The organism is Shinella sp. JR1-6, assembly GCF_004284735.1.
Taxonomy (GTDB): domain Bacteria; phylum Pseudomonadota; class Alphaproteobacteria; order Rhizobiales; family Rhizobiaceae; genus Shinella.
The window spans coordinates 142,266-163,339 of record NZ_SHMI01000009.1 but is presented as its reverse complement, the minus strand read 5'-3'; the positions used below and the strand labels follow the sequence as shown (position 1 = coordinate 163,339).

The following is a 21,074-nucleotide window of genomic DNA, read 5'->3' as shown; positions in this document are numbered from 1 at the left end:
ACAGGACGAGGGAGACACCGCCATGGCACTTCACTTCGACAGCGAGGAATACGCCAACCGGCTCCAGCGCCTCACCGCCCGCATGCGGGAGGAGAAGATCGACGCCATGCTGCTCTTCGCGCAGGAGAGCATGTACTGGCTGACCGGCTACGACACCTTCGGCTACTGCTTCTTCCAGACGCTCGTCGTGAAGGCGACCGGCGAGATGGTGCTGCTGACCCGTTCGGCGGACCTGCGCCAGGCGCGCCACACCTCCAACATCGAGAAGATCGAGATCTGGATCGACCGCATCACGGCCGACCCGACGATGGACCTGAAGAACCTGCTCTCCGACCTCGACCTGCTCGGTTGCCGCATCGGCGTCGAATATGACACGCATGGCCTTACCGGCCGCAACGCCCGCCTTCTCGACAACCAGCTCCAGAGTTTCGGCCAGATCGTCGACGCCTCTAGCCTCGTCAGCCGGCTGCGCCTCATCAAGAGCCCGGCCGAGATCGCCTATGTCGAGCGTGCTGCCGCGCTGTCCGACGATGCGCTGGCCGCCGCCCTGCCGCTCATCGTGCCCGGCGGCGACGAGGCGGCGATCCTCGCGGCGCTGCAGAATGCGGTGCTGGCCGCCGGCGGCGACTATGCCGCCAATGAATTCGTCATCGGCTCGGGCGCCGACGCCCTGCTCTGCCGCTCCAAGTCCGGCCGGCGCAAACTCGATGCGGAGGACCAGCTCACGCTGGAATGGTCAGGCGTCAGCGCGCGCTACCATGCGCCGATGATGCGCACGGCCATCATCGGCGAGCCGTCCAACCGCCACCGCGAGCTCTACAGCGCCTGCCGCGAGGCCATGCAGGCGATGGAAATGGTGCTGCGCCCCGGCAATACCTTCGGCACCGTCTTCGAGACCTTCGCCCGCATCATCGACGAGCGCGGCCTTGCCCGCCACAGGCTTAACACCTGCGGCTATTCCGTCGGCGCGCGCTTTGCGCCATCCTGGATGGAGCAGCAGATGTTCCTCGTCGGAAACCCCCAGGAGATCCAGCCGAACATGACGCTTTTCGTGCACACGATCGTGCTCGATTCCGACAGCGGCACGGCCATGACGCTCGGCCAGACCTACCTGACGACGACAGACACGCCGAAGGCGCTTTCGCGCTACGGGCTCGACTTCATCGAGGTCTGAGGGGAGCCACCCGCAGACCCCGCACGATCCCGCGATTGACAGGCCTTGAGGCCGCACCCATAAATCGTTGCGGGGAACGGAGGAGGCGAAAAGCCTTCCGCAGGACACGGACGACAATGATGCAAGAGCTGATGAAGCGGCTGGCACTGATCGGCCTCATTGCCACCCTTGCCGGCTGCAACAGCACGGACGCGCTGACGCCGCAGGTCGATGTCGGCGGCGGCACCTTCAATTCGCCGCCCGTCACCCAGAACGACCTCGACCAGATGAGCGCACAGACGACACCCGTCACGCGCACGACCCAGGAGACGGCCTTCACCCCGTCATCCGGCACCACGACGGGCGCGGACACCGCCGGCACGCTGCAGGGCCAGGCCGACGCGCTTGCCCGCAATGCGGGGGGCCAGCAGGACGCGGAGCTTGCCCGCACCACCGCCCAGCGCTCGCTCGCGGCCGAAACGTCGACCGGCGCGGAAGAAGTCGCCACCGTCCCGCCGGCCGCGGAAGCAGGCGAGACCGTGCGCTTCCTGCCGATCATCGGCGCCCCGGTCGAAGCCGTGACACCGCTCTCCAAGCGGCTCGGCGCGGAAGCCCGTTCCAACGGGCTGACGATCCGCAGCGCCTCCGACAGTTCGAGCAAATACATCCTGAAGGGCTACTTCTCCGCCATGAACGACAACGGCAAGACCACCGTCGTCTATGTCTGGGACGTGCTCGACGGCAGCGGCGCACGGCTGCATCGCATCCAGGGCCAGGAAAGCGTCTCGGGCACAGCCTCCGATCCCTGGGCCGCCGTGCCGGCGCGCACGATGGAGGGCATCGCCCAGAAGACGATCCGCCAGTATCTCGACTGGCGCGGCGCCACACGCGGTTAAGCACGTCGCAGGGTTAATCACAGCGAAATGCGAAGAAACGCTTTTCGGATATCGCAAAGCCCTTGCATTCACGGATTTTGCCGCTTAAAGCCCCCCCATCAGCATAATCCACAGGCGGACCATAGATGAAGGTTTTCGCGGGCAATTCGAACCGGCTCCTGGCCGAAGCGATCTGCAATTATCTGAATGTTCCGCTCGGCCGGGCCACGGTCAGACGCTTCGCAGACCAGGAAATCTTCGTTGAAATCCAGGAGAACGTGCGCGGCGAGGACGTTTTCGTCGTGCAGTCGACCTCGTTCCCGACCAACGATCACCTGATGGAAATGCTCATCATGATCGATGCGATGCGCCGTTCCTCGGCACGCCGCATCACGGCCGTGATCCCCTATTTCGGCTACGCCCGCCAGGACCGCAAACCCGGCCCGCGTACGCCGATCTCGGCAAAGCTTGTCGCCAACCTCATCACCGAGGCCGGTGCCGACCGCGTACTGACGCTGGACCTGCATGCCGGCCAGATCCAGGGTTTCTTCGACATTCCCACGGACAACCTCTACGCCGTGCCGATCCTGGCGCGCGACGTGAAGGAAAACTACAACCTCGAAAACGTCATGGTCGTCTCGCCCGACGTCGGCGGCGTGGTGCGCGCCCGGGCGCTCGCCAAGCGCCTCGACTGTCTGCTCGCCATCGTCGACAAGCGCCGTGACCGTCCGGGTGAATCCGAGGTGATGAACGTCATCGGCGACGTTTCGGGCAAGGACTGCCTGCTGATCGACGATATTGTCGACTCGGGCGGCACGCTCTGCAACGCGGCCGAGGCGCTGCTGAAGAACGGCGCGACCAGTGTCACCGCCTATATCACGCATGGCGTTCTGTCGGGCGGCGCCGTCGCGCGCGTCACCTCGTCCAAGCTCAAGGAGCTTGTCATCACCGACTCGATCCAGCCCACAACGGCCGTCCAGTCGGCGCACAACATCCGCGTCATCTCGACGGCCAACCTGCTCGGCGAAGCGATCAACCGCACCAGCGCCGAGGAATCGGTATCGAGCCTCTTCGACTGACGGATTTTTGCCAGGGCCGATATCGGCCCCGGCATTTCTGCGCTAAGTTCCCCTCAGATTCGTCAGGGGAAAACCATGATCTCACTACCATTTCTATCCCGGCTCGCGGGGCCTGCCGTCCTCCTTCTCGCCGCCGGCACTCTGGCGGCCTGCTCGGTCGAGGTCGATGAAGGCCCCGGCGGCTACAATCCCCGCCCGCCGCAATTCTGCACCCGCGAATATGCGCCGGTCTGCGGCGAGCGCGGCCGCGACCACCAGACCTTCGCCAATGCCTGCGAAGCGCGCTCCAGCGGCTACGGCATCATCGGCCGCGGTGAATGCCAGTTCCGCCGCCCGGATCGCAACCAGACCGGCTGGCAGGACGAGGATCGCGACGGCTGGAACAATGACGGCCGCGACCGTGACAGGGACCGCAATCGCAACGATCGGGACCGCCGGGAGCGTGACCGCAACGACCGGGGCGACCGTGAACGCCCGCGTGACCAGCGCGCCTGCACGATGGACTACAATCCGGTCTGCGGGCGCCGCGGCCCGGATTTCAAGGAGTTCGGCAATGCCTGCTCGGCGGAGGCGGCCGGCTTCACGGTCTATCGGCGCGGCCAGTGCCCGATTGGCTGAGCCCATCCCGATCGGTAGGCTGCACGCTCAACGCCTCCGTCATCATGGCCGGGTTTGACCCGGCCACCTAAGCCCATTGAAAAATATGGATCCTCGGGTCCAGCCCGAGGATGAAGTCGAGCGCGGGCGGATTTTCATAAAAGTCGGGGCGATTGCCTCGAACCTCGTCAGCGCCCCGGCAGTGGACAGGCCTCACCGCCGCCAAAGAGGCGCGAGCGGGTGAGAAACCGTTTCTCCCGGCCATTGTCGAGCGAGAACATGCCGCCCCGACCCGGCACCACGTCGATGATCAGCTGCGTGTGCTTCCACACATCGAACTGGCTCTCGCTGATATAGACCGGCACACCGCCGATCTCGCCGAGCTTTACGTCCCGATCGCCGACAATGTAGTCGTCCGCCGGATAGCACATCGGTGAGGAGCCGTCGCAGCAGCCGCCGGACTGGTGGAACAGGATCTCGGGATGATCGGCCTGGATCTCCCGGATGAGCGACAGCGCGGCGTCTGTCGCCACCACACGCGGCTCGGTCGTGGCTTCGGTCATGGCAGCTCTCCTCCAAACGGTTTTCCCTCTCCCCGGGTGCGGGGAGAGGGATGGAGCGGGGAGCGACGGCGGACAGGGCTCCCACGCCCGTTGCACGCCTTCTCCGGGGGGTGGAGAAGGAGAGCGGTCGCTCAGAAGAAGCCGAGCGCCTTGGGAGAGTAGCTGACCAGCATGTTCTTGGTCTGCTGGTAGTGGTCGAGCATCATCTTGTGGTTCTCGCGGCCGATGCCCGACTGCTTGTAACCGCCGAAGGCCGCATGGGCCGGATAGGCGTGGTAGCAGTTGGTCCAGACACGGCCGGCCTGGATGTCGCGGCCGAAATGGTAGCAACGGTTCGCTTCACGGCTCCACACGCCGGCACCGAGGCCGTAGAGCGTGTCGTTGGCGATGGCGAGCGCTTCCGCATCGTCCTTGAAGGTCGTGACCGAGACCACCGGCCCGAAGATTTCCTCCTGAAAGATGCGCATCTTGTTGTGACCGCGGAAGACGGTCGGCTTGACATAGTAACCGCCCGAGAGATCACCGCCGAGATCGTTGCGCGCACCGCCCGTCAACAGTTCCGCACCCTCCTGCCGGCCGATGTCGATATAGGAGAGGATCTTTTCAAGCTGCTCGGACGACGCCTGCGCGCCGATCATCGTCGCGGTATCGAGCGGGTTGCCCTGCACGATCTTCTCGACGCGCTTGACGGCCTTCTCCATGAAGCGGTCGTAGATCTTCTCATGTACCAGCGCGCGGCTCGGGCAGGTGCAGACCTCGCCCTGGTTCAGCGCGAACATCGCAAAGCCCTCGAGCGCCTTGTCGAGATAGTCGTCATCCTCGCGCATGACGTCTTCGAAGAAGATGTTCGGCGACTTGCCGCCAAGCTCCAGCGTGACCGGAATGAGGTTCTGGCTGGCATATTGCATGATCAGGCGGCCGGTCGTCGTCTCGCCGGTGAAGGCGATCTTGGCGATGCGCGGATTGGAGGCGAGCGGCTTGCCGGCTTCCAGGCCGAAGCCGTTGACGATGTTGAGCACGCCGGCAGGCAAGAGATCGCCGATCAGCTCGGCCCAGACGAGGATCGAGGACGGCGTCTGTTCGGCCGGCTTCAGCACCACGCAGTTGCCGGCGGCGAGAGCAGGCGCCAGCTTCCAGGCAGCCATCAGAATCGGGAAGTTCCAGGGGATGATCTGGCCGACGACACCGAGCGGCTCGTGGAAGTGATAGGCGATCGTATTGTGGTCGACCTCGCTGATGCCGCCCTCCTGTGCACGAACGCAGGATGCAAAATAGCGGAAGTGGTCGATGGCGAGCGGGATGTCGGCGGCCAGCGTCTCGCGCAGCGGCTTGCCGTTGTCCCAGGTTTCCGCACGGGCGAGAAGGTCGAGATTGTCCTCCATGCGCTGGGCGATCTTCATCAGGATGTTGGAGCGCTCGGTGGTCGAGGTGCGGCCCCATTTGTCCTTGGCGGCATGGGCTGCGTCGAGGGCGAGCTCGATATCGGCAGCGTCAGAACGGGCGATCTCGCACAGCTTGCCGCCGGTGACCGGCGTGATGTTGTCGAAGTAGCGGCCGGCGACCGGCTCCTTCCACTCACCGCCGATGAAGTTGCCGTACTTTGCCTTGTACGGGTTTTCGACGATCTTCTGGTGCAGCATGTCATTCCTCCCATGTAGGGCCCGGACGGGCCGTCGGAGAGGATGGTGCTGCGCTTCGGCCGATCGCGGTAGAGGGGGCAGGACGATGGCGGCGGCGACTGTTTCAGAATTGAGACAGGCCGGCGCGACAGCCTGTGCTGCATTGCAACATCAGTTGATCGAGAGCTTCTTCATCTTGCGGTACAGCGTCGCGCGGCTGATGCCGAGCAGGTCAGCCGCCTGGCTGACATTGCCCCCGGCGCGCGTCAGCACGCGGCGCAGCGCCGCGCGTTCCGCATCGTCGAGGTCGCGCCCGTCCTCCGCCCTATCCTCCTGCAGGAGGTCGGAGGCGGCGACGCCCGTGGCAATGCGCCGGTCATCAAGACCGAGCACCTGGCGCGCAGCGCGGGTTGCACCCAGCACCAGGTCGTCGCGATCAACGGCGAGCAGCGCCGGCGCGCTACGCCCCTCGACGGGCACAAGCAGGATGCGCGCGGCGGAGAAGGCGCGGCGGAAAAGCCCCGCCTCGATGCGCGCGGCGGCATCGCGGATCGCCTGCGAGAGGATCGACATGGTCATCTCGCCCGCATCGTCACGGCAGGTGGAAATGTCGATGGCGGCGGCAATGCGCCCCGTATGATCGCGGATCGGCGCAGTGGTGCAGGAAAGGCCGGTGTTCTGCGAGAGGAAATGCTGGTCGCGCAGGATGAGCACGGGCCGCTCGTCGGCCAACGCGGTGCCGATGCCGTTGGTGCCGACGCTCGCCTCGCTCCACACCGTGCCGGACCAGAGCCCGACACCGCGAAAATCGCGGTCGTCGCCCGCCGCCCCGCGCCGTTCGAGCGCAATGCCGTTCTCATCCGTCAGGAGCAGGCAGCAGCCGGCCTTGCCGACCGTGGCGAAGAGCCGGTCGATCTCGCCGCGCGCCTCCTCGATCAGCACGCTGGAGCGCGCCCGCGCCTGCCGGAATTCCGGCTCGGTCAGGCGCCAGGGGTGGCGTGCCTCTTCGGGGGAAAGCCCGTGCAGCGTGAGGCAGCGGCGCCAGGAAGCAGCCACCGGCGAACTGGCCGCGGCCGAGGTGTGGGCCGCAACGCTCTGCACATGATCTGCGTGATCGAAACGCATGGGCATCCGCTCTCCTCCCCGAAAGCTTCGACCGATCGTCGCGCCAGAATACAACGCTCAACGACTATAGCCATGTTTGCGCCTGCCGGTCCAGCAGGACAAAGGTACAAGACTGGGGCGAACAGGGCTCCGTCGAGGCAATGGCCTCCTGTCCGTCCTGCCGGGTCCTGCCCTTGCCGAAACCCTGTTTCCAAGCCGCCCGGCGCCTGTTACCAGTGCACATTCCTGTCCAGCATCGATCCTTGCCATGTTTCGTGATTTTTCCGCCCAAGCCCTGTTCATGGGCCTGCTCACCGCCTTCGTCGGTTTTGCGAGTTCCTTCGCCGTCGTGCTGCACGGGCTGACCGGCGTCGGCGCCACGGAGGCGCAGGCGGCTTCCGGCCTGATGGCGCTGTCCGTGTCGATGGGCGTCTGCGCGATCGTGCTCAGCGCCACAACGCGGCTCCCCGTCTCTATTGCCTGGTCGACACCGGGCGCCGCGCTGCTGGCAAGTTCCGGCGCCGTGGAGGGCGGCTTTGCGACGGCCGTCGGCGGGTTCCTCGTCTGCGCGGTGCTGATCGTCATCGCCGGCCTGTGGAAGCCGCTTGGCCGCATGGTCGCTGCAATCCCGGCGACCCTCGCCAATGCCATGCTGTCGGGCGTCCTTATCGGCCTCTGCTTCGCTCCGGTGAAGGCCATCGCCTTCGATCCGCTGCTCGGCCTGCCGATCGTCCTTGCCTGGGTGGTCGTCGGCAGCATCAACAGGCTTTACGCCGTACCGGCGGCGCTTGCCGCCTTCGTCGCCGTGCTTGCCTTCGGCATCGACATTCCCGAAGGTGCCCTTTCAGGCCTCGCCGACTCGCTGCTGCCGCGGCCGGAGATCGTCGCGCCCGTCTTCACCGTCGCCGGGCTCGTCGGCATCGCGCTGCCACTCTTCATCGTCACCATGGCCTCGCAGAACATTCCGGGCATCGCCGTTCTGAAGGTCAACCACTACGAGCCCAATCCGGGCCCGCTTTTTGCCGTCACCGGTCTCTTCTCGCTGCTGTCGGCGCCCTTCGGCGGCCATGCGGTCAACCTTGCCGCCATCACCGCCGCCATGTGCGCCGGAAGCGACGCGCATCCCGACCCGGCCAAGCGTTACTGGGCGGCGATCAATGCCGGCGTCTTCTACGTGATCTTCGGGCTTGCCGCAGGCGCCGTCACGGCCTTTGTCAGCCTCGCCCCGCCGATCCTCATCCAGGCCGTCGCCGGGCTCGCGCTGATCAGCGCCTTTGCCGGCTCGGCGCTCAACGCCTTCAAGGAGCCGGAGGGCCGCGAGGCTGCGGCGGTGACCTTCCTCGTCACCGCCTCGGGTGTTTCCTTCGCCGGCATTTCCGGCGCCTTCTGGGGGCTGATCGCCGGAGGGCTGATGCTGGCGCTCGCCCGCCTCACGGCAAGACGCCGCGCCAGGTCCTGATCCTTACTGCTGGAAGGGCAGCGGCTGGCCGTTGACCAGCACCTTGCCGTCCTTGTCGACCGTCAGGTCCCAGGCCTGCGCGCCGCCGCCGGCATCGCGGGCGAGGCCCTTCATCATCAGGAGGCCGAAGGCGGCCTGGCCGAATTCCGGCACCGTGGCGGCGTTCTTCTGGAGATAGGCGATCGTCTTGTCGAAGTTGCGCATGGTCACCGTCACCTCCGCGCTATGGCGATCCTGCTGCTCGGGATAGACCAGCATCTTGCCGGCGAGATGCACGTCGTAGATCGGCGAGACGGCGGAAATGTCCTCGAATTCCATGGTCATCGCGCCGTCCGGCAGGATGATGCGGCCGATCTCCTGGTTCTGCGCCTCCGTCAACGGCTCGGGCTTGGTGAAATCGGCATGGTCGATGAGATAGTTGACCGCGCCGGCAAGATCGAGATTGGTCACCGCCGCCTTGAAGGTCGCGCGCTCCGGCAGCGCCTCCGCAAAGGCCGCCGGCAGGATGCCGGCCGGCGGCTTGGGCTTCTCCACGCCGAAACCGAAGCCGACACGGGTGGAATGGGCAATGCCGTTCATGTCGATGACATAGCTGATGCTCTCGGCGCCGAACGTACCCTGCTCCGTACCGACGCTCACATTGGAGGCCTTGATCGTTTCGGTGAGGTTGTCGAAGACCGGCAGGGCGGAGCGCAGCATCTCCTTCAGCCGCGCCGCATCCACCGCCTCCAGCTTGTCCTTGTGCATGTTGTCGAGCACGAAGAAGACGAGGTCCTGCACCACCTTGTTGCGCGCACCATCCATGCTGACATCGATGTCGACCGTGTCGGCGCTGATATCCACCCGGCCGTTCGCACCGCCGGTGATCGTCTCGGCAAAGGCCTTCATCACGCCCGTGCTGGAAATGTCGAGAATGCCTTCGCCCTTCTTCTCCGCGGCAAGACGCATCGCCGTCTCGCCGAAGCTCGCCGTGATACTCTCCTGCGGCGAGGTGCTGGTAAAGGCGATCTTCTCGGCCTTCCAATCGGCGGAGGTAAAGTAGAGGATATCAGGATCGTAGATGCCTTCGAGTTTCATCGAGGCAATGATGTAGGAGAAGGAATTCTTGCCGGGCGCGACGTCGACGGACCCCTTGATGTCGAGATTGTCGTTCGCCTCGATACGATAGGTGCCTTCCGGCATGGGCCTCAGATAGGCCGTCATCGGCTTCAACCCTTCGACCGTCACCGCGCCGGACTTGTGCTTCTCGAGCAGCACGGCCGGATTGAAGCGCAGCTCGTAGAACGAGGTCGCCGCCTTGACGCTGACGAGACCGGCCTCGATCATGTCCTGCGGCAGGTAGCGCGTGAGCTTCTGCTGGATACTTTCGGCCTCGGCTGGCGAAACCTCCTGGGCAAGGACCGGGCTTGCGGATACAAGCGCGAATGCGGCCGAGGCCATCAGGATCTGTCTTCTCATCGTGGTTTCCTTCGCCGAACTGATTTGCAAGCGAACATCCAATCATGACCGCATCGTGTCAATCCGGCTGCGGGCCTTGCATTTCCGGGCGTTCTCGTTTATCGAGCCCCCGTCCGCGTAGACACCCTTGGAGGCAACGTGGATGAGGCTTTCACGAAATCCTCAAGCTTTTTGCGGCGGCAGGGCGATCCCTGCCTGCGAAGGGCTCTCCAGTAACACACGAAAGGTAAAGCCATGAGCCACGACACTTACGAGCTCAAGGCCGAGACGCGCGAACGGGTTGGTAAGGGGTCCTCCCGTGAACTTCGCCGCAACGGCCTTATTCCCGCAGTCATTTACGGCGACAAGCAGGCCCCGCTCTCCATCGCCCTGTCGACCAAGGACGTCACGCAGCGTATCCACGCCGGCGGTTTCAAGACGACCGTTGCGACGATCGACGTCAACGGCGAGAAGATCAAGGTCCTGCCGAAGGACTACCAGCTTGATCCGGTCCGCGACTTCACGATGCATGTCGACTTCCTGCGCGTTTCGGGCAACACCCACGTCGTCGTCGAAGTTCCGGTTCACTTCGTCAACGAAGAGAAGTCCCCGGGCATCAAGGCCGGCGGCGTCCTGAACATCGTTCGCCACGCTGTCGAACTGCATGCTCTGGCCGGCGATATTCCGGAATTCATCACGGCTGACCTGGCCGGCCTGAAGGTCGGCGACGGCATCCACATCTCGCATGTCAAGCTGCCGAAGGGCACGAGCCCGGTCATCGCCGACCGCGACTTCACGATCGCCACGATCGCTGTCCCGGCTGCCGGCGTGAAGGAAGAAGAAGCAACGGAAGCATCCGAGTAATCGGTTCCGTTCTGACGGCTTCGAAAGCCCCGCATCCCGACGGATGCGGGGCTTTTCTTTGCCCGCTTTCCGCCACTACCGTGGCGTGAGGCCTGAATTTTCAGCACTTTTCCGGACGGCGATTTCAGCAACATTTAAGACTTTGATGAAAATCTAAGCCTCACAGATGGCGAAAGCCAAAGAGGGGCGTTATGGGCGGGCTTGGCATCATGGCATGGGGGCAACCGGCATGAAAATGCATTCGGTGGAAAGCCGCTTCATTGCCATCGTCATCGGCGCCCTGTTCATCTTCGTCGCCCCGCTCTTCGCACTTTTCCTGATCCTTTCCTCCGACCGCGTCGCGCGGGAGCGCCTGGAGAACACAGAAGTGCTGCTTGAGGCCAACGTCCAGGCACTTGGCAAGCCATTGTGGGATTTCGACAAGGACAGCATCGACCAGATCGTCAGCGCGTTGCAGGCAGATGCCGACATCTCCTTCGTCCATGTGCGCGACACCTCGGATGTCATCGACATCAGCAAGCCCGCGACGCGTCCCGACCCGGACGACGCCCGCTCGATCGTCAAGACCGACATCCTCTACAAGGCGAACGACGGCATCAAGAAGGTCGGTACGGCGGAAATCTGGATCCGCAAGGAGGGCCTGCTCTCGCGATTCTCGACGGACGAGATGAGCATCTTCGCCATCTTCTTCTTTGCCGTGGCGACACTCTTTACCGCCGCCATCATCGGCAACCGCATCACCGTCATCCGCCCGCTGATGCGGCTGACGGCCGCCATCGAGGCGACACGCCGGCTCGGCTCGCGCCATCATGTCGACTGGACATCGAGCGACGAGATGGGCGCCCTCGCCCACAATTTCAACGAGATGCAGAGCCAGCTGGAGCGCGAGGAGAAGGAGCTGAAGCTCGCTCATGCCCGCGCCACCGACATCTACAATCTCACGCCGGCCATGCTCTTCTCCATCGACGCGGAGAACCGCATCACCGCGGTCAGCGACTACTGGCTGACCGCGACCGGCTATCGCCGCGCCGCGGTGATCGGCCAGGAGTTCACCGACTTCGTTGCCGAGGACTGGCGCGAGACCTATCGCAGGCGCCATGACGAGAACAACGCCAATGGCGGCATCTGCGAGGCGACCGTCCGCTTCCGCTGCGCCGATGACAGCATGATCGACGTGTTGATCCTGGAAACCGGCACCGCTGCCAGCAGCCACCGCCAGGCGCTGTCGCTCTCCGTGATGACCGACGTCACCGACCTCAAGGAGGCGGAGAACCGGAACCATCACCAGGCGATCACCGACCACCTGACGGGCCTGCTTAACCGGCAGGGTTTCGAATCGGTGCTCGACGAGCTGATCGGCACGGCCGACAGGCTCGGCCAGCAGCTCGCCTGCCTCTTCGTCGATCTCGACCGCTTCAAGTGGATCAACGACAATCTCGGCCATGCCGCCGGCGACGACGTGCTTTGCCAGGTGGCGACACGCCTGCGCCGGCAGCTGCGTGCGGGCGACCGCATCGCCCGGCTCGGCGGCGACGAATTCGCCATCCTGCTCGCCGCCCCGAACGCGCGGCAGCTCGCCATGGATGTCAGCGAACGGTTGGTCGCGAGCCTGCGCACGCCCCTCACCATCAACGGCGCGGACCTGCAAGTCAGCGCCAGCATCGGCGTCGCCGTCTATCCTGACCACGCCTCGACGGCGGCCTGCCTGCTGCAGAAGTCGGACATGGCGATGTATGCGCGCAAGCGCAGCGGCAAGAACGGCGTGCAGCTCTTCGACAACAACATGGTGGACATCGCCCGCAAGCGGCTGGAAACCGAGCAGTTCATCGACCAGGGCCTGCGCGACGACTGGTTCGTCGCCCATCTCCAGCCGATCGTTTCGCTCGCCGACGGACGCGTCGCCGGCTTCGAGGCCCTGATGCGTCTCAGCCACCCCGAGCGCGGCCTGCTGCCGCCGGCCGAGATCATCGGCATTGCGGAGGAGAACGGTTCGATCAGCCGCATCGGGGACACCATCCTCTCGAAGTCGATCGCCAGCCTCGCCGTCATTTCAAAGCTCGATGGGCTTGCCGACAGCTATCTTGCCGTGAACTTCTCGCCCCTGCAGTTCGAGCCCGCTTTGCCCGCCCGCCTTGCCGCCCTGCTCCTGGAACACGGCGTCACACCGTCGCGCATCGTGGTGGAAATCACCGAGGCCGTGCTGATGCTCGACAATCCCATCGTGCGCGAGGTGCTCGACGCACTTTCCGATCTCGGTTGCCGCATCGCACTCGACGATTTCGGCACCGGCTATTCCTCGCTGTCCTATCTCAACCGTTTTCCCGTCGATATCGTCAAAGTCGACCAGTCCTTCACCCGCTCGCTCTCTTCCGACCAGCCGGACGTGCGCCGCAAGAGCCGCATGCTGATCGAGGGTATCCGCACGATCTCGCACCAGATGGGCTGTGCGGTCGTGGCGGAGGGCATCGAGACGACGGAACAGTGGGATATCCTCCAGTCCATGCAGATCGAGTTCGGCCAAGGCTATCTCCTGAGCCGTCCTCTTCCGCTTGACGCGCTCCTGGAGAAACTGGACGAATTCACGATGACGGAAAGGCCGGAGCGCCGCGCCGCTGCCTCCTGATGAAAGACTGAGGACGAGACGATGAAGACGCTGCTTTTGACGCTTTGCCTGTCGCTCGCCCCCTTTTCAGCGCCGCTCGCCGAAACGCTGCATTTCGTGACGGAGGAATACGCACCCTTCAACTATTCCAAGGACGGCAAGATCACCGGCATCGCGGTCGAGCAGGTCGAGGCAATGGCAAAGGCCGCCGGCGTCGACTACACGATCGAGATCATGCCCTGGGCTCGTGCCTTCGCGATGGCCGAAAGCCAGCCGATGAACTGCGTCTTCACGACTGGCTACAACCGGGAGCGCGCCGATCGCTTCGCCTGGGTCAATCCGCTACTGAAAGACGAAATGGTGCTGCTGAAGCGCAAGGATGGCAGCAAGGGGCCGGCAAACCTGCAGGACGCGCTTGCCATGAAGGTCGGCTCGCAGCGTGGCGATTTTGCCGTCGAAGCGCTGGAGGGCCTCGGTTTTAAAGAGATCGACCTTGCAGCGGACATCGACATTTCGGTGCGCAAGCTGCTCTCCGGCCGCATCGACCTGATGCCGACCTCGATCAAGACCTATGAGAACCTCATCAACCAGGGCCAGCCGGTTGAAAAGGCCATGCTGATGGCCGGCCAGATTTATGGCCTCGCCTGCCACAAGCAGACCCCACCCGCGCTTATCAAGCGGCTGCAGGCGGCGCTCGACCAGCTCATCGTCAGCGGTGAGCAGGACCGCATCTACACAGCCTACGGCCTGCCGCCGAATCCGCGCACGGCCGATGGCGGCGCGAAGAAATGAATGCGGACGGTTGACTTCCGGTCGCTTTCGCGGTGGTGAAAGCCGGACAGATCCATTTTGCGGACCATTCCATGCAGATCATCGCGGGGCTCGGCAATCCGGGCACAAAATATGCGGGCAACCGCCACAATATCGGGTTCATGGCGCTGGATGCGATCCACCGCAAGAACCCCTTCTCGCCCTGGTCGAAGAAGTTCAAGGCAGAAATCTCCGAAGGCGAGCTTGCCGGCGAGAAGGTGCTGCTCGTCAAGCCGCAGACCTTCATGAACCTGTCGGGCGAATCCGTCGGTGAGGCCATGCGCTTCTACAAGCTGGCGCCGAAGGACATCGTCGCGATCTACGACGAACTGGATCTTGCGCCGGGCAAGGTGCGCATCAAGGTCGGCGGCGGCCATGGCGGGCACAACGGCATCAAGTCGATCGACGCCCATTGCGGCAGGGACTATCGGCGCCTGCGCCTCGGCATCGGTCATCCGGGCGCCAAGGAACTCGTCACCAACCATGTGCTCGGCGATTTCGCCAAGGTCGACCATAGCTGGCTCGACCCGCTGCTCGACGAGCTCGCCCTCAATGCCGACATGCTGGTGCGGGGAGAGGATTCGCAGCTGATGAACAAGCTGGCGCTCGCCACCGGCAGCAAGCCGGAAGCGGAAAAGACGCCCGCACAGAAACCGGCCGGCCAGTCCCATATCCGCCAGGCGCGCAACCACGCCCAGCCGAAGATCCTGCCGACGACCGGGCCGATGGCGGAGATGCTGAAGAAACTGCTCGGCAACAAGGGCGACTAGGATGGCTGCGGACGTGGGCCTGCGCCCCGCAGAACCGGGCGATCTTCCGGGGCTGCTCGCGCTCTATGCCGAACTCAATCCTGCCGATCCGCCGCTGGATGCGGCAACGGCGCATGATCGCTTCGCCGCAATCCTCGCCCAGCCCGGCATGACGATCTTCGTCGCCGCGGACAGGCAAAAGCCGCTCGCCTCCTGCACGCTCGTCATCGTGCCGAACCTCACCCGGGGCGGCGCCCCCTATGCGCTGATCGAGAACGTCGTCACCCACCACACCGCCCGCCGGCGGGGCCTCGGCCGTGCCGTCATCCGGCATGCGATCGATACGGCCTGGGCGGCCGGCTGCTACAAGGTCATGCTGCTGACGGGCCGGGGCGACAGCGAAGCCCATGCCTTCTACACGAGCTGCGGCTTCCGGCAGGACAAGACCGGCTTCCAGATCCGCCGTCCCACACCGAATTGACTACTCCTCCGGCTCGGTCTGGAAGAGCAGCGGGAAGCCTGCCTCCTTGGCAAGGTCCGTCGCTTCCTTCGCCTTGGTCTCGGCAATGTCGCGGGCGCAGACGACCACCACCGCCGTGCCCATCTTGTGTGCGGTCATCATGACGCGATAGCTCGTCTCCTCCGCCATGCGGAAGACGGCCTTCAGCACCAGCGTCACGAATTCGCGCGGCGTGTAGTCGTCGTTGACGAGAATGACCTTGTAGAGCTTCGGGCGCTCCAGCTTCGGCTCCGTCACGGTTTTCGGGGTGAGGGTCGTGTCACCATTGCTCATGGGAAGCTCCTCGTATTCCGGCTCCGAGCGGTGTGAGCCCCATTGTGCACCGCAGGAGAGGCGACTTCAAGGCCCTGCATGGCCGAAGGCCTTGACCCTGCCCCCGCCATCCCCCATAGCGAGGGCAACGATTTTCTTAAGACGAATGGACCACTTCCATGGGTTTCAAATGCGGTATCGTCGGTCTGCCGAATGTCGGCAAGTCGACCCTCTTCAACGCGCTGACCAAGACGGCCGCCGCCCAGGCGGCAAACTACCCCTTCTGCACCATCGAGCCGAACACCGGCGAAGTGGCTGTTCCCGATCCGCGCATGAAGGCGCTCGCCACCATCGCCGGTTCCAAAGAAATCATCCCCACCCGCATCTCCTTCGTCGACATCGCCGGCCTCGTGCGCGGCGCCTCGAAGGGTGAAGGCCTCGGCAACAAGTTTCTCGCCAACATCCGTGAAGTCGATGCCGTCGTGCATGTGCTACGCTGCTTCGAGGATGACGACATCACCCACGTCGAGGGCCGCATCAACCCGGTCGGCGATGCCGACACGATCGAGACCGAGCTGATGCTCGCCGACCTCGAAAGCCTGGAACGCCGCGTCGAACAGACCCGCAAGCGCGCCACCGGCAAGGACAAGGAGTCCCTCGCGCAGCTGCCGATCATGGAAGCCGTGGTGAAGCTGCTCAACGAAGGCAAGCCGGCCCGCCTGCTCCTGAAGACGCTGGCGCCCGAGGAAATCGAGGTTCTGAAGGGCCTCAACCTCCTCACCTCCCACCCGGTTCTCTATGTCTGCAACGTCGCGGAGGCCGATGCCTCGACCGGCAACACGCACACCGAAGCCGTCGCCGCCATGGCGAAGGAACAGGGCGCCGAATGCGTCATCATCTCGGCAGCGATCGAATCCGAGGTCGCCCAGCTTCCGGAAGAGGAAGCCGCCGAATTCCTCTCCGCGCTCGGCCTTGAGGAAGCGGGTCTCGACCGGCTGATCCGCGCCGGCTACCACCTGCTCGACCTTATCACCTATTTCACCGTCGGCCCCAAGGAAACCCGCGCCTGGACCATCGTGCGCGGCACCAAGGCCCCGCAGGCGGCCGGCGTCATCCATACGGATTTCGAACGCGGCTTCATCCGTGCCTTCACCATCTCCTATGACGACTACATCGCCTACAAGGGCGAAGTCGGCGCAAAGGAGGCCGGCAAGGGCCGTGACGAAGGCAAGGAATACGTGGTGCAGGACGGCGACGTCATTCACTTCCGCTTCAACACGTAAGACGACCCGACAGCCTCCATTCGAGACCGCCGTCCCCGGCTGGGGCGGCGGTTTTTCTTTGCGCTTGAAGGACATGGCGTCCCGCCAATTCCGCCGGCGCTTGCAAAAGCCGGACACCCTCGCCATTGTCCCCTCGCAACAGAACGGATCGCGACGTGGCCAACTACACCTTTGAAGACTTCACGCCGGGCCGGCGCTTCGACTTCACGAAGCGCACGCTCACGGCAACCGAGATCGTCGCCTTCGCGACGGAATTCGATCCCCAGCCGATGCACATGGACGAGGCCGCCGGTCGCGCAAGCATTCTCGGCGGCCTTGCCGCCTCCGGCTGGCACACCAGCGCCGTGATGATGCGCATGCTCTTTGAAGCCTATATCGACGGCTCCACCTCGGAAGGCTCGCCCGGCGTCGACCTGATGGAATGGAAGCGCCCGGTGCTGGCAGGCGATACGCTCGGCGGCCACTGCGAAGTGCTCGATGCCCGCACCTCACGCTCGCGCCCCGAAATCGGCATCGTGCGCATGCGCGCCACGGTGACGAACCAGCGCGGCGAAACGGTCACCCTTTGCGAATACATCAACATGATGCGCCTTGCCGGAAAGGAAGCCGACCATGCGCATGGCTGAGCTCTATGCCTTCGGCGAGGCAGTCGAAATCGGCAACCTCACCTTCACGGCGGAAGACATCATCCGCTTCGCAGGGGATTTCGACCCGCAACCCTTCCATCTCGACGCGGAGCTGGCCAAGCAGGCGCTTTTCGGTGGCCTCTGCGCTTCCGGCTGGCATTCCTCCGCCGGCTGGATGAAATGCTTCGTGCCGTTCTGGGCGGACGAATGCAAACGCCTCGCCCGCGAGGGCATCACGCCCCCAAACCTCGGCCCCTCCCCCGGCTTCACGAACCTGCGCTGGCTGAAGCCGGTCTTTGCCGGTGACACGATCACCTACTCGGTGACCCTGACCGCCTCGCGCGAACTCGCCTCACGGCCGGGCCGGCTGATCAATACGATCCTGTGCGCGGGAAGGAACCAGAACGGCGAACCGGTCATTCGCTTCGAGAGCACGGTTCTGGAATTCGTCTGAACCGCCCGTTCGCTTTGCCCTCACCCTGACCCTCTCCCCGCAGCGGGGAGAGGGGATGTGCTCCACAAACAGCGTCAGTTGGGAAACCGGCACGGCCTATCCCTTCGCCCGGCGTGCGGGGAGAAGGTGGCCGGCAGGCCGGATAAGGAGCGACACGCCACCTCAGACAGCCGGCAGCTGCCTTCAATGCCCGTCGAACGCCACCAGCGTGCGCACTTCCACGCCGAGCGCTTCGAGCTTCTTGCGCCCGCCGAGTTCCGGCAGGTCGATGACGAAACAGGCCGCGACGATATCCGCGCCGATCTGGCGCAGCAGCTTCACCGCAGCCTCCGCCGTGCCGCCGGTCGCAATCAGGTCGTCGATGAGGATGACCTTCTCCCCCGGCTTGATGGCGTCCTTGTGCATCTCCATCTCGTCCACGCCATATTCCAGGCTGTAGGCAATGCGCACGGTCTCGTGCGGCAGCTTGCCCTTCTTGCGGATCGGCACGAAGCCCGTCGACAGCTGGTGCGCCATCGCGCCACCGAGGATGAAACCGCGCGCCTCGATGCCGGCGACCTTGGCGACGCCGATGCCCGCATAGGGATGCACCAGCTCATCCACCGCACGGCGGAAGGCGCGCGGATTGCCGAGGAGCGTGGTGATGTCGCGGAACATCACGCCGGGCTTGGGATAGTCCGGGATGTTGCGGATCGCGGCGACGAGTTCGTTTTCGAGTGTAGACATGGGAATTCCGACTGCGGAGGGCTTTCTCCGGTTATTGCAGGTGCCGCAGTCCCTCACAACAAAAAAGGCGGCCCGAAGGCCGCCTTTCGACAGAGCGACGGAGCCGCTCAGCTTTCCTTGTTCGCGTAGACCGACTTCTTCGTCAGGTAGATCAGGCCGGTGAAGATCACCAGGAAAACCATGACCATGAAGCCGGTACGCTTGCGCTCTTCCAGGTGCGGCTCTGCGGCCCACATCAGGAAGGCGGAGACGTCATGCGCATACTGGTCGACCGTCTGCGGCGAACCGTCGTCATAGGTGACCTGGTCGTCGGAGATCGGCTTTGCCATGGCGAGCGCTGCAGCGTTTGCGAAGTACGGGTTGTAGTGCGTGCCTTCGCCGACTTCGATATGCGCCGGCTTCTCTTCATCGTACCCCGTCAGCAGCGAGTAGATGTAGTCCGGGCCACCTTCCTGATACTGGGTGAAGATGTCGAAGACGAACTGCGGGAAGCCGCGGGTGATGCCGCGTGCCTTGGCGATCAGCGAGAAGTCCGGCGGAGCGGCGCCGTTGTTCGAAGCGGCAGCCGCCTCGTGGTTGGCGTAGGGCGACGGGAAGTAGTCGGCCGGCACAGCCTTGCGGGTGAACATCTCACCGTCGCTGTTCGGGCCGTCCTGCACTTCGTAGTTCGCTGCAAAAGCCTTCACCTGGGCTTCCGAGTAGCCGAGGCCTTCCAGCGTGCGGAAGGAGACGAGGCTCATCGAATGGCAGGCAGAACAGACTTCGGTATAGACCTTCAGGCCGCGCTGGAGCTGGCCCTTGTCATACTTGCCGAACGGGCCGGCGAAGGACCATTCCTGCTGCTTGGGCTTGTGGATCGGGTAGTGGGGTGTGGCACTGGCGGCGTGTTCCGCTTCGGCACCACCGGCGGGCGCTGCCTCTTCCGCCGTGGCGAAGGAGACGCCGAGACCGGCGACGAGTGCGAGCGACAGAATGCCTGCAACAAGCTTTTTCATTGTCATGGTTCCTTTCGTCGCTCGCTATCAGGCCTTGGCCGCCTTGGCGTTCTTCTTTTCCAGAACCGCTTCCGTGATCGAATTCGGAATGCGCTTCGGGGTCTCGATCAGGCCGAGGATCGGCATGAGGACGAGGAAGAAGCCAAAGTAGTAGAGCGTACCGAGCTGCGAGAGGATGACGTAGATGCCTTCCGCCGGCATGGCGCCAAGCCAACCGAGCAGGATGGCATTCGCCACGAAGATCCAGAAGAACAGCTTGTACCACGGGCGGTAGACAGCCGAACGGACCTTGGACGTATCGAGCCAGGGCAGGAAGAACAGCACGATGATCGCGCCGAACATCACGAGGACGCCGCCAAGCTTGGAGTCGATCGGGCCGATGTTGAAGGTGATGGCGCGCAGCATCGCGTAGAACGGCAGGTAGTACCATTCCGGAACGATGTGGGGCGGGGTCTTCAGCGGATCGGCCGGGATATAGTTGTCCGGGTGGCCGAGATAGTTCGGCATGTAGAAGATGAACCAGGCGAAGACGATCAGGAAGACCGAAACGCCAAGGGCGTCCTTCAGCGTCGCATAGGGCGTGAAGGCGACCGTGTCGGTCTTGGACTTCACTTCGACACCGGTCGGGTTCGTCTGGCCGGTGACGTGCAGCGCCCAGACGTGCAGGACGACGACGCCGGCGATCATGAACGGCAGCAGGTAGTGCAGCGCGAAGAAGCGGTTCAGCGTCGGATTGTCGACCGCGAAGCCGCCGAGCAGGAACTGCTGGATCCACTCGCCGACCCACGGGAAGGCCGAGAAGAAGCCGGTGATAACGGTCGCGCCCCAGAAGGACATCTGACCCCAGGGCAGAACGTAGCCCATGAAGCCGGTCGCCATCATCAGGAGATAGATGACCACGCCGAGGATCCAGAGGATTTCGCGCGGCGCCTTGTAGGAGCCGTAGTAGAGGCCGCGGGCGATGTGGAGATAGACCGCGATGAAGAAGAAGGACGCGCCGTTGGCGTGCATGTAGCGCAGCAGCCAGCCGTGGTTCACGTCGCGCATGATCTTCTCGACGGAGTTGAACGCGACGGAGGTTTCGGCGGCATAGTGCATGGCCAGCACGATACCGGTCAGGATCTGCACGATGAGCATCACCGACAACATGGCGCCGAAGGTGTAGGCATAGTTCAGGTTGCGCGGAACCGGGTAGGACACGAAGCTGTCATGGATCATGCGCGGCAGAGGCAGGCGCGAATCGACCCATTTTTCGATGCCAGTCGTCGGCTGGTAGGTGGAATGTTCAGCACTCATTATCAGGTGTC

The 21,074-nt window shown here is 64.1% G+C and carries 21 protein-coding genes; 13 read left to right on the top strand and 8 right to left on the bottom strand.

The window, feature by feature from the left end:
• Positions 1 to 22: 22 nt before the first annotated feature.
• From EXZ48_RS17710 to EXZ48_RS17695, 4 genes are all read left to right on the top strand, one after another.
• A complete protein-coding gene (locus EXZ48_RS17710; RefSeq protein WP_130517364.1) occupies positions 23 to 1,174 on the top strand; it encodes a Xaa-Pro peptidase family protein in 1,152 nt (383 codons plus the stop codon).
• A 119-nt stretch (positions 1,175 to 1,293) separates the two neighbouring features.
• Positions 1,294 to 2,049, top strand: coding sequence for a hypothetical protein (locus EXZ48_RS17705; protein ID WP_037408730.1), 756 nt, complete (start codon positions 1,294 to 1,296; stop codon positions 2,047 to 2,049).
• Positions 2,050 to 2,174: 125 nt separating this feature from the next.
• Positions 2,175 to 3,107 (top strand): ribose-phosphate pyrophosphokinase, encoded by a 933-nt coding sequence (locus tag EXZ48_RS17700; protein WP_023514571.1) that lies wholly within the window; start codon positions 2,175 to 2,177, stop codon positions 3,105 to 3,107.
• A 75-nt stretch (positions 3,108 to 3,182) separates the two neighbouring features.
• On the top strand, positions 3,183 to 3,725 hold the full coding sequence (locus tag EXZ48_RS17695; RefSeq protein ID WP_130517362.1) for a Kazal-type serine protease inhibitor domain-containing protein: 543 nt from the start codon (positions 3,183 to 3,185) through the stop codon (positions 3,723 to 3,725).
• Between the two features lie 167 nt (positions 3,726 to 3,892).
• Here EXZ48_RS17695 and EXZ48_RS17690 read toward each other — a convergent pair whose 3' ends face one another.
• From EXZ48_RS17690 to EXZ48_RS17680, 3 genes are all read right to left on the bottom strand, one after another.
• A complete protein-coding gene (locus EXZ48_RS17690) occupies positions 3,893 to 4,267 on the bottom strand; it encodes a DUF779 domain-containing protein (protein WP_130517361.1) in 375 nt (124 codons plus the stop codon).
• A 131-nt stretch (positions 4,268 to 4,398) separates the two neighbouring features.
• Positions 4,399 to 5,907, bottom strand: a complete 1,509-nt coding sequence (adh, locus tag EXZ48_RS17685; RefSeq protein WP_023514574.1) for an aldehyde dehydrogenase — start codon at positions 5,905 to 5,907, stop codon at positions 4,399 to 4,401.
• A 150-nt stretch (positions 5,908 to 6,057) separates the two neighbouring features.
• Complete coding sequence (locus EXZ48_RS17680) at positions 6,058 to 7,017, bottom strand: helix-turn-helix domain-containing protein (RefSeq protein ID WP_050744193.1); 960 nt, start codon at positions 7,015 to 7,017, stop codon at positions 6,058 to 6,060.
• A 241-nt stretch (positions 7,018 to 7,258) separates the two neighbouring features.
• Between EXZ48_RS17680 and EXZ48_RS17675 the strand changes: the two genes are divergently transcribed.
• Positions 7,259 to 8,449 (top strand): benzoate/H(+) symporter BenE family transporter, encoded by a 1,191-nt coding sequence (locus tag EXZ48_RS17675; RefSeq protein ID WP_130517358.1) that lies wholly within the window; start codon positions 7,259 to 7,261, stop codon positions 8,447 to 8,449.
• A gap of 3 nt (positions 8,450 to 8,452) precedes the next feature.
• On the opposite strand, the gene EXZ48_RS17670 is transcribed toward EXZ48_RS17675, so the two are convergent.
• Positions 8,453 to 9,907 (bottom strand): hypothetical protein, encoded by a 1,455-nt coding sequence (locus tag EXZ48_RS17670; RefSeq protein ID WP_130517356.1) that lies wholly within the window; start codon positions 9,905 to 9,907, stop codon positions 8,453 to 8,455.
• 234 nt (positions 9,908 to 10,141) lie between these two features.
• Here EXZ48_RS17670 and EXZ48_RS17665 point away from each other — a divergent pair, with 234 nt between their 5' ends.
• From EXZ48_RS17665 to EXZ48_RS17645, 5 genes are all read left to right on the top strand, one after another.
• Positions 10,142 to 10,750 carry a 50S ribosomal protein L25/general stress protein Ctc gene (locus EXZ48_RS17665; RefSeq protein ID WP_023513613.1) on the top strand — a complete coding sequence of 203 codons (609 nt, stop codon included), beginning with the start codon at positions 10,142 to 10,144 and terminating at the stop codon, positions 10,748 to 10,750.
• A gap of 229 nt (positions 10,751 to 10,979) precedes the next feature.
• Positions 10,980 to 13,373 carry an EAL domain-containing protein gene (locus tag EXZ48_RS17660; RefSeq protein WP_371687665.1) on the top strand — a complete coding sequence of 798 codons (2,394 nt, stop codon included), beginning with the start codon at positions 10,980 to 10,982 and terminating at the stop codon, positions 13,371 to 13,373.
• Positions 13,374 to 13,394: 21 nt separating this feature from the next.
• A complete protein-coding gene (locus tag EXZ48_RS17655) occupies positions 13,395 to 14,144 on the top strand; it encodes an ABC transporter substrate-binding protein (protein WP_130517354.1) in 750 nt (249 codons plus the stop codon).
• Positions 14,145 to 14,215: 71 nt separating this feature from the next.
• On the top strand, positions 14,216 to 14,932 hold the full coding sequence (gene pth / locus EXZ48_RS17650; protein ID WP_130517352.1) for an aminoacyl-tRNA hydrolase: 717 nt from the start codon (positions 14,216 to 14,218) through the stop codon (positions 14,930 to 14,932).
• A gap of 1 nt (position 14,933) precedes the next feature.
• A complete protein-coding gene (locus EXZ48_RS17645; RefSeq protein ID WP_130517350.1) occupies positions 14,934 to 15,392 on the top strand; it encodes a GNAT family N-acetyltransferase in 459 nt (152 codons plus the stop codon).
• On the opposite strand, the gene clpS is transcribed toward EXZ48_RS17645, so the two are convergent.
• A complete protein-coding gene (clpS, locus tag EXZ48_RS17640; RefSeq protein ID WP_023513608.1) occupies positions 15,393 to 15,704 on the bottom strand; it encodes an ATP-dependent Clp protease adapter ClpS in 312 nt (103 codons plus the stop codon).
• A gap of 158 nt (positions 15,705 to 15,862) precedes the next feature.
• Here clpS and ychF point away from each other — a divergent pair, with 158 nt between their 5' ends.
• The 3 genes from ychF to EXZ48_RS17625 all read left to right on the top strand — a co-directional run bounded on the left by ychF (position 15,863) and on the right by EXZ48_RS17625 (position 18,046).
• Positions 15,863 to 16,966 (top strand): redox-regulated ATPase YchF, encoded by a 1,104-nt coding sequence (ychF, locus tag EXZ48_RS17635; RefSeq protein WP_023513607.1) that lies wholly within the window; start codon positions 15,863 to 15,865, stop codon positions 16,964 to 16,966.
• 155 nt (positions 16,967 to 17,121) lie between these two features.
• The gene (locus EXZ48_RS17630; protein WP_130517348.1) at positions 17,122 to 17,592 is read left to right on the top strand and encodes a MaoC family dehydratase; all 471 of its coding nucleotides are present in this window, start codon (positions 17,122 to 17,124) and stop codon (positions 17,590 to 17,592) included.
• Complete coding sequence (locus tag EXZ48_RS17625; protein ID WP_130517346.1) at positions 17,579 to 18,046, top strand: MaoC family dehydratase; 468 nt, start codon at positions 17,579 to 17,581, stop codon at positions 18,044 to 18,046. The genes EXZ48_RS17630 and EXZ48_RS17625 overlap by 14 nt, the downstream gene beginning before the upstream one ends.
• A 183-nt stretch (positions 18,047 to 18,229) precedes the next feature.
• Here EXZ48_RS17625 and EXZ48_RS17620 read toward each other — a convergent pair whose 3' ends face one another.
• The 3 genes from EXZ48_RS17620 to EXZ48_RS17610 all read right to left on the bottom strand — a co-directional run bounded on the left by EXZ48_RS17620 (position 18,230) and on the right by EXZ48_RS17610 (position 21,063).
• On the bottom strand, positions 18,230 to 18,772 hold the full coding sequence (locus EXZ48_RS17620; RefSeq protein WP_023513604.1) for an adenine phosphoribosyltransferase: 543 nt from the start codon (positions 18,770 to 18,772) through the stop codon (positions 18,230 to 18,232).
• Between the two features lie 107 nt (positions 18,773 to 18,879).
• Complete coding sequence (locus EXZ48_RS17615; protein WP_050744235.1) at positions 18,880 to 19,767, bottom strand: cytochrome c1; 888 nt, start codon at positions 19,765 to 19,767, stop codon at positions 18,880 to 18,882.
• A gap of 27 nt (positions 19,768 to 19,794) precedes the next feature.
• A complete protein-coding gene (locus EXZ48_RS17610) occupies positions 19,795 to 21,063 on the bottom strand; it encodes a cytochrome b N-terminal domain-containing protein (protein ID WP_024271239.1) in 1,269 nt (422 codons plus the stop codon).
• Positions 21,064 to 21,074: the final 11 nt, after the last annotated feature.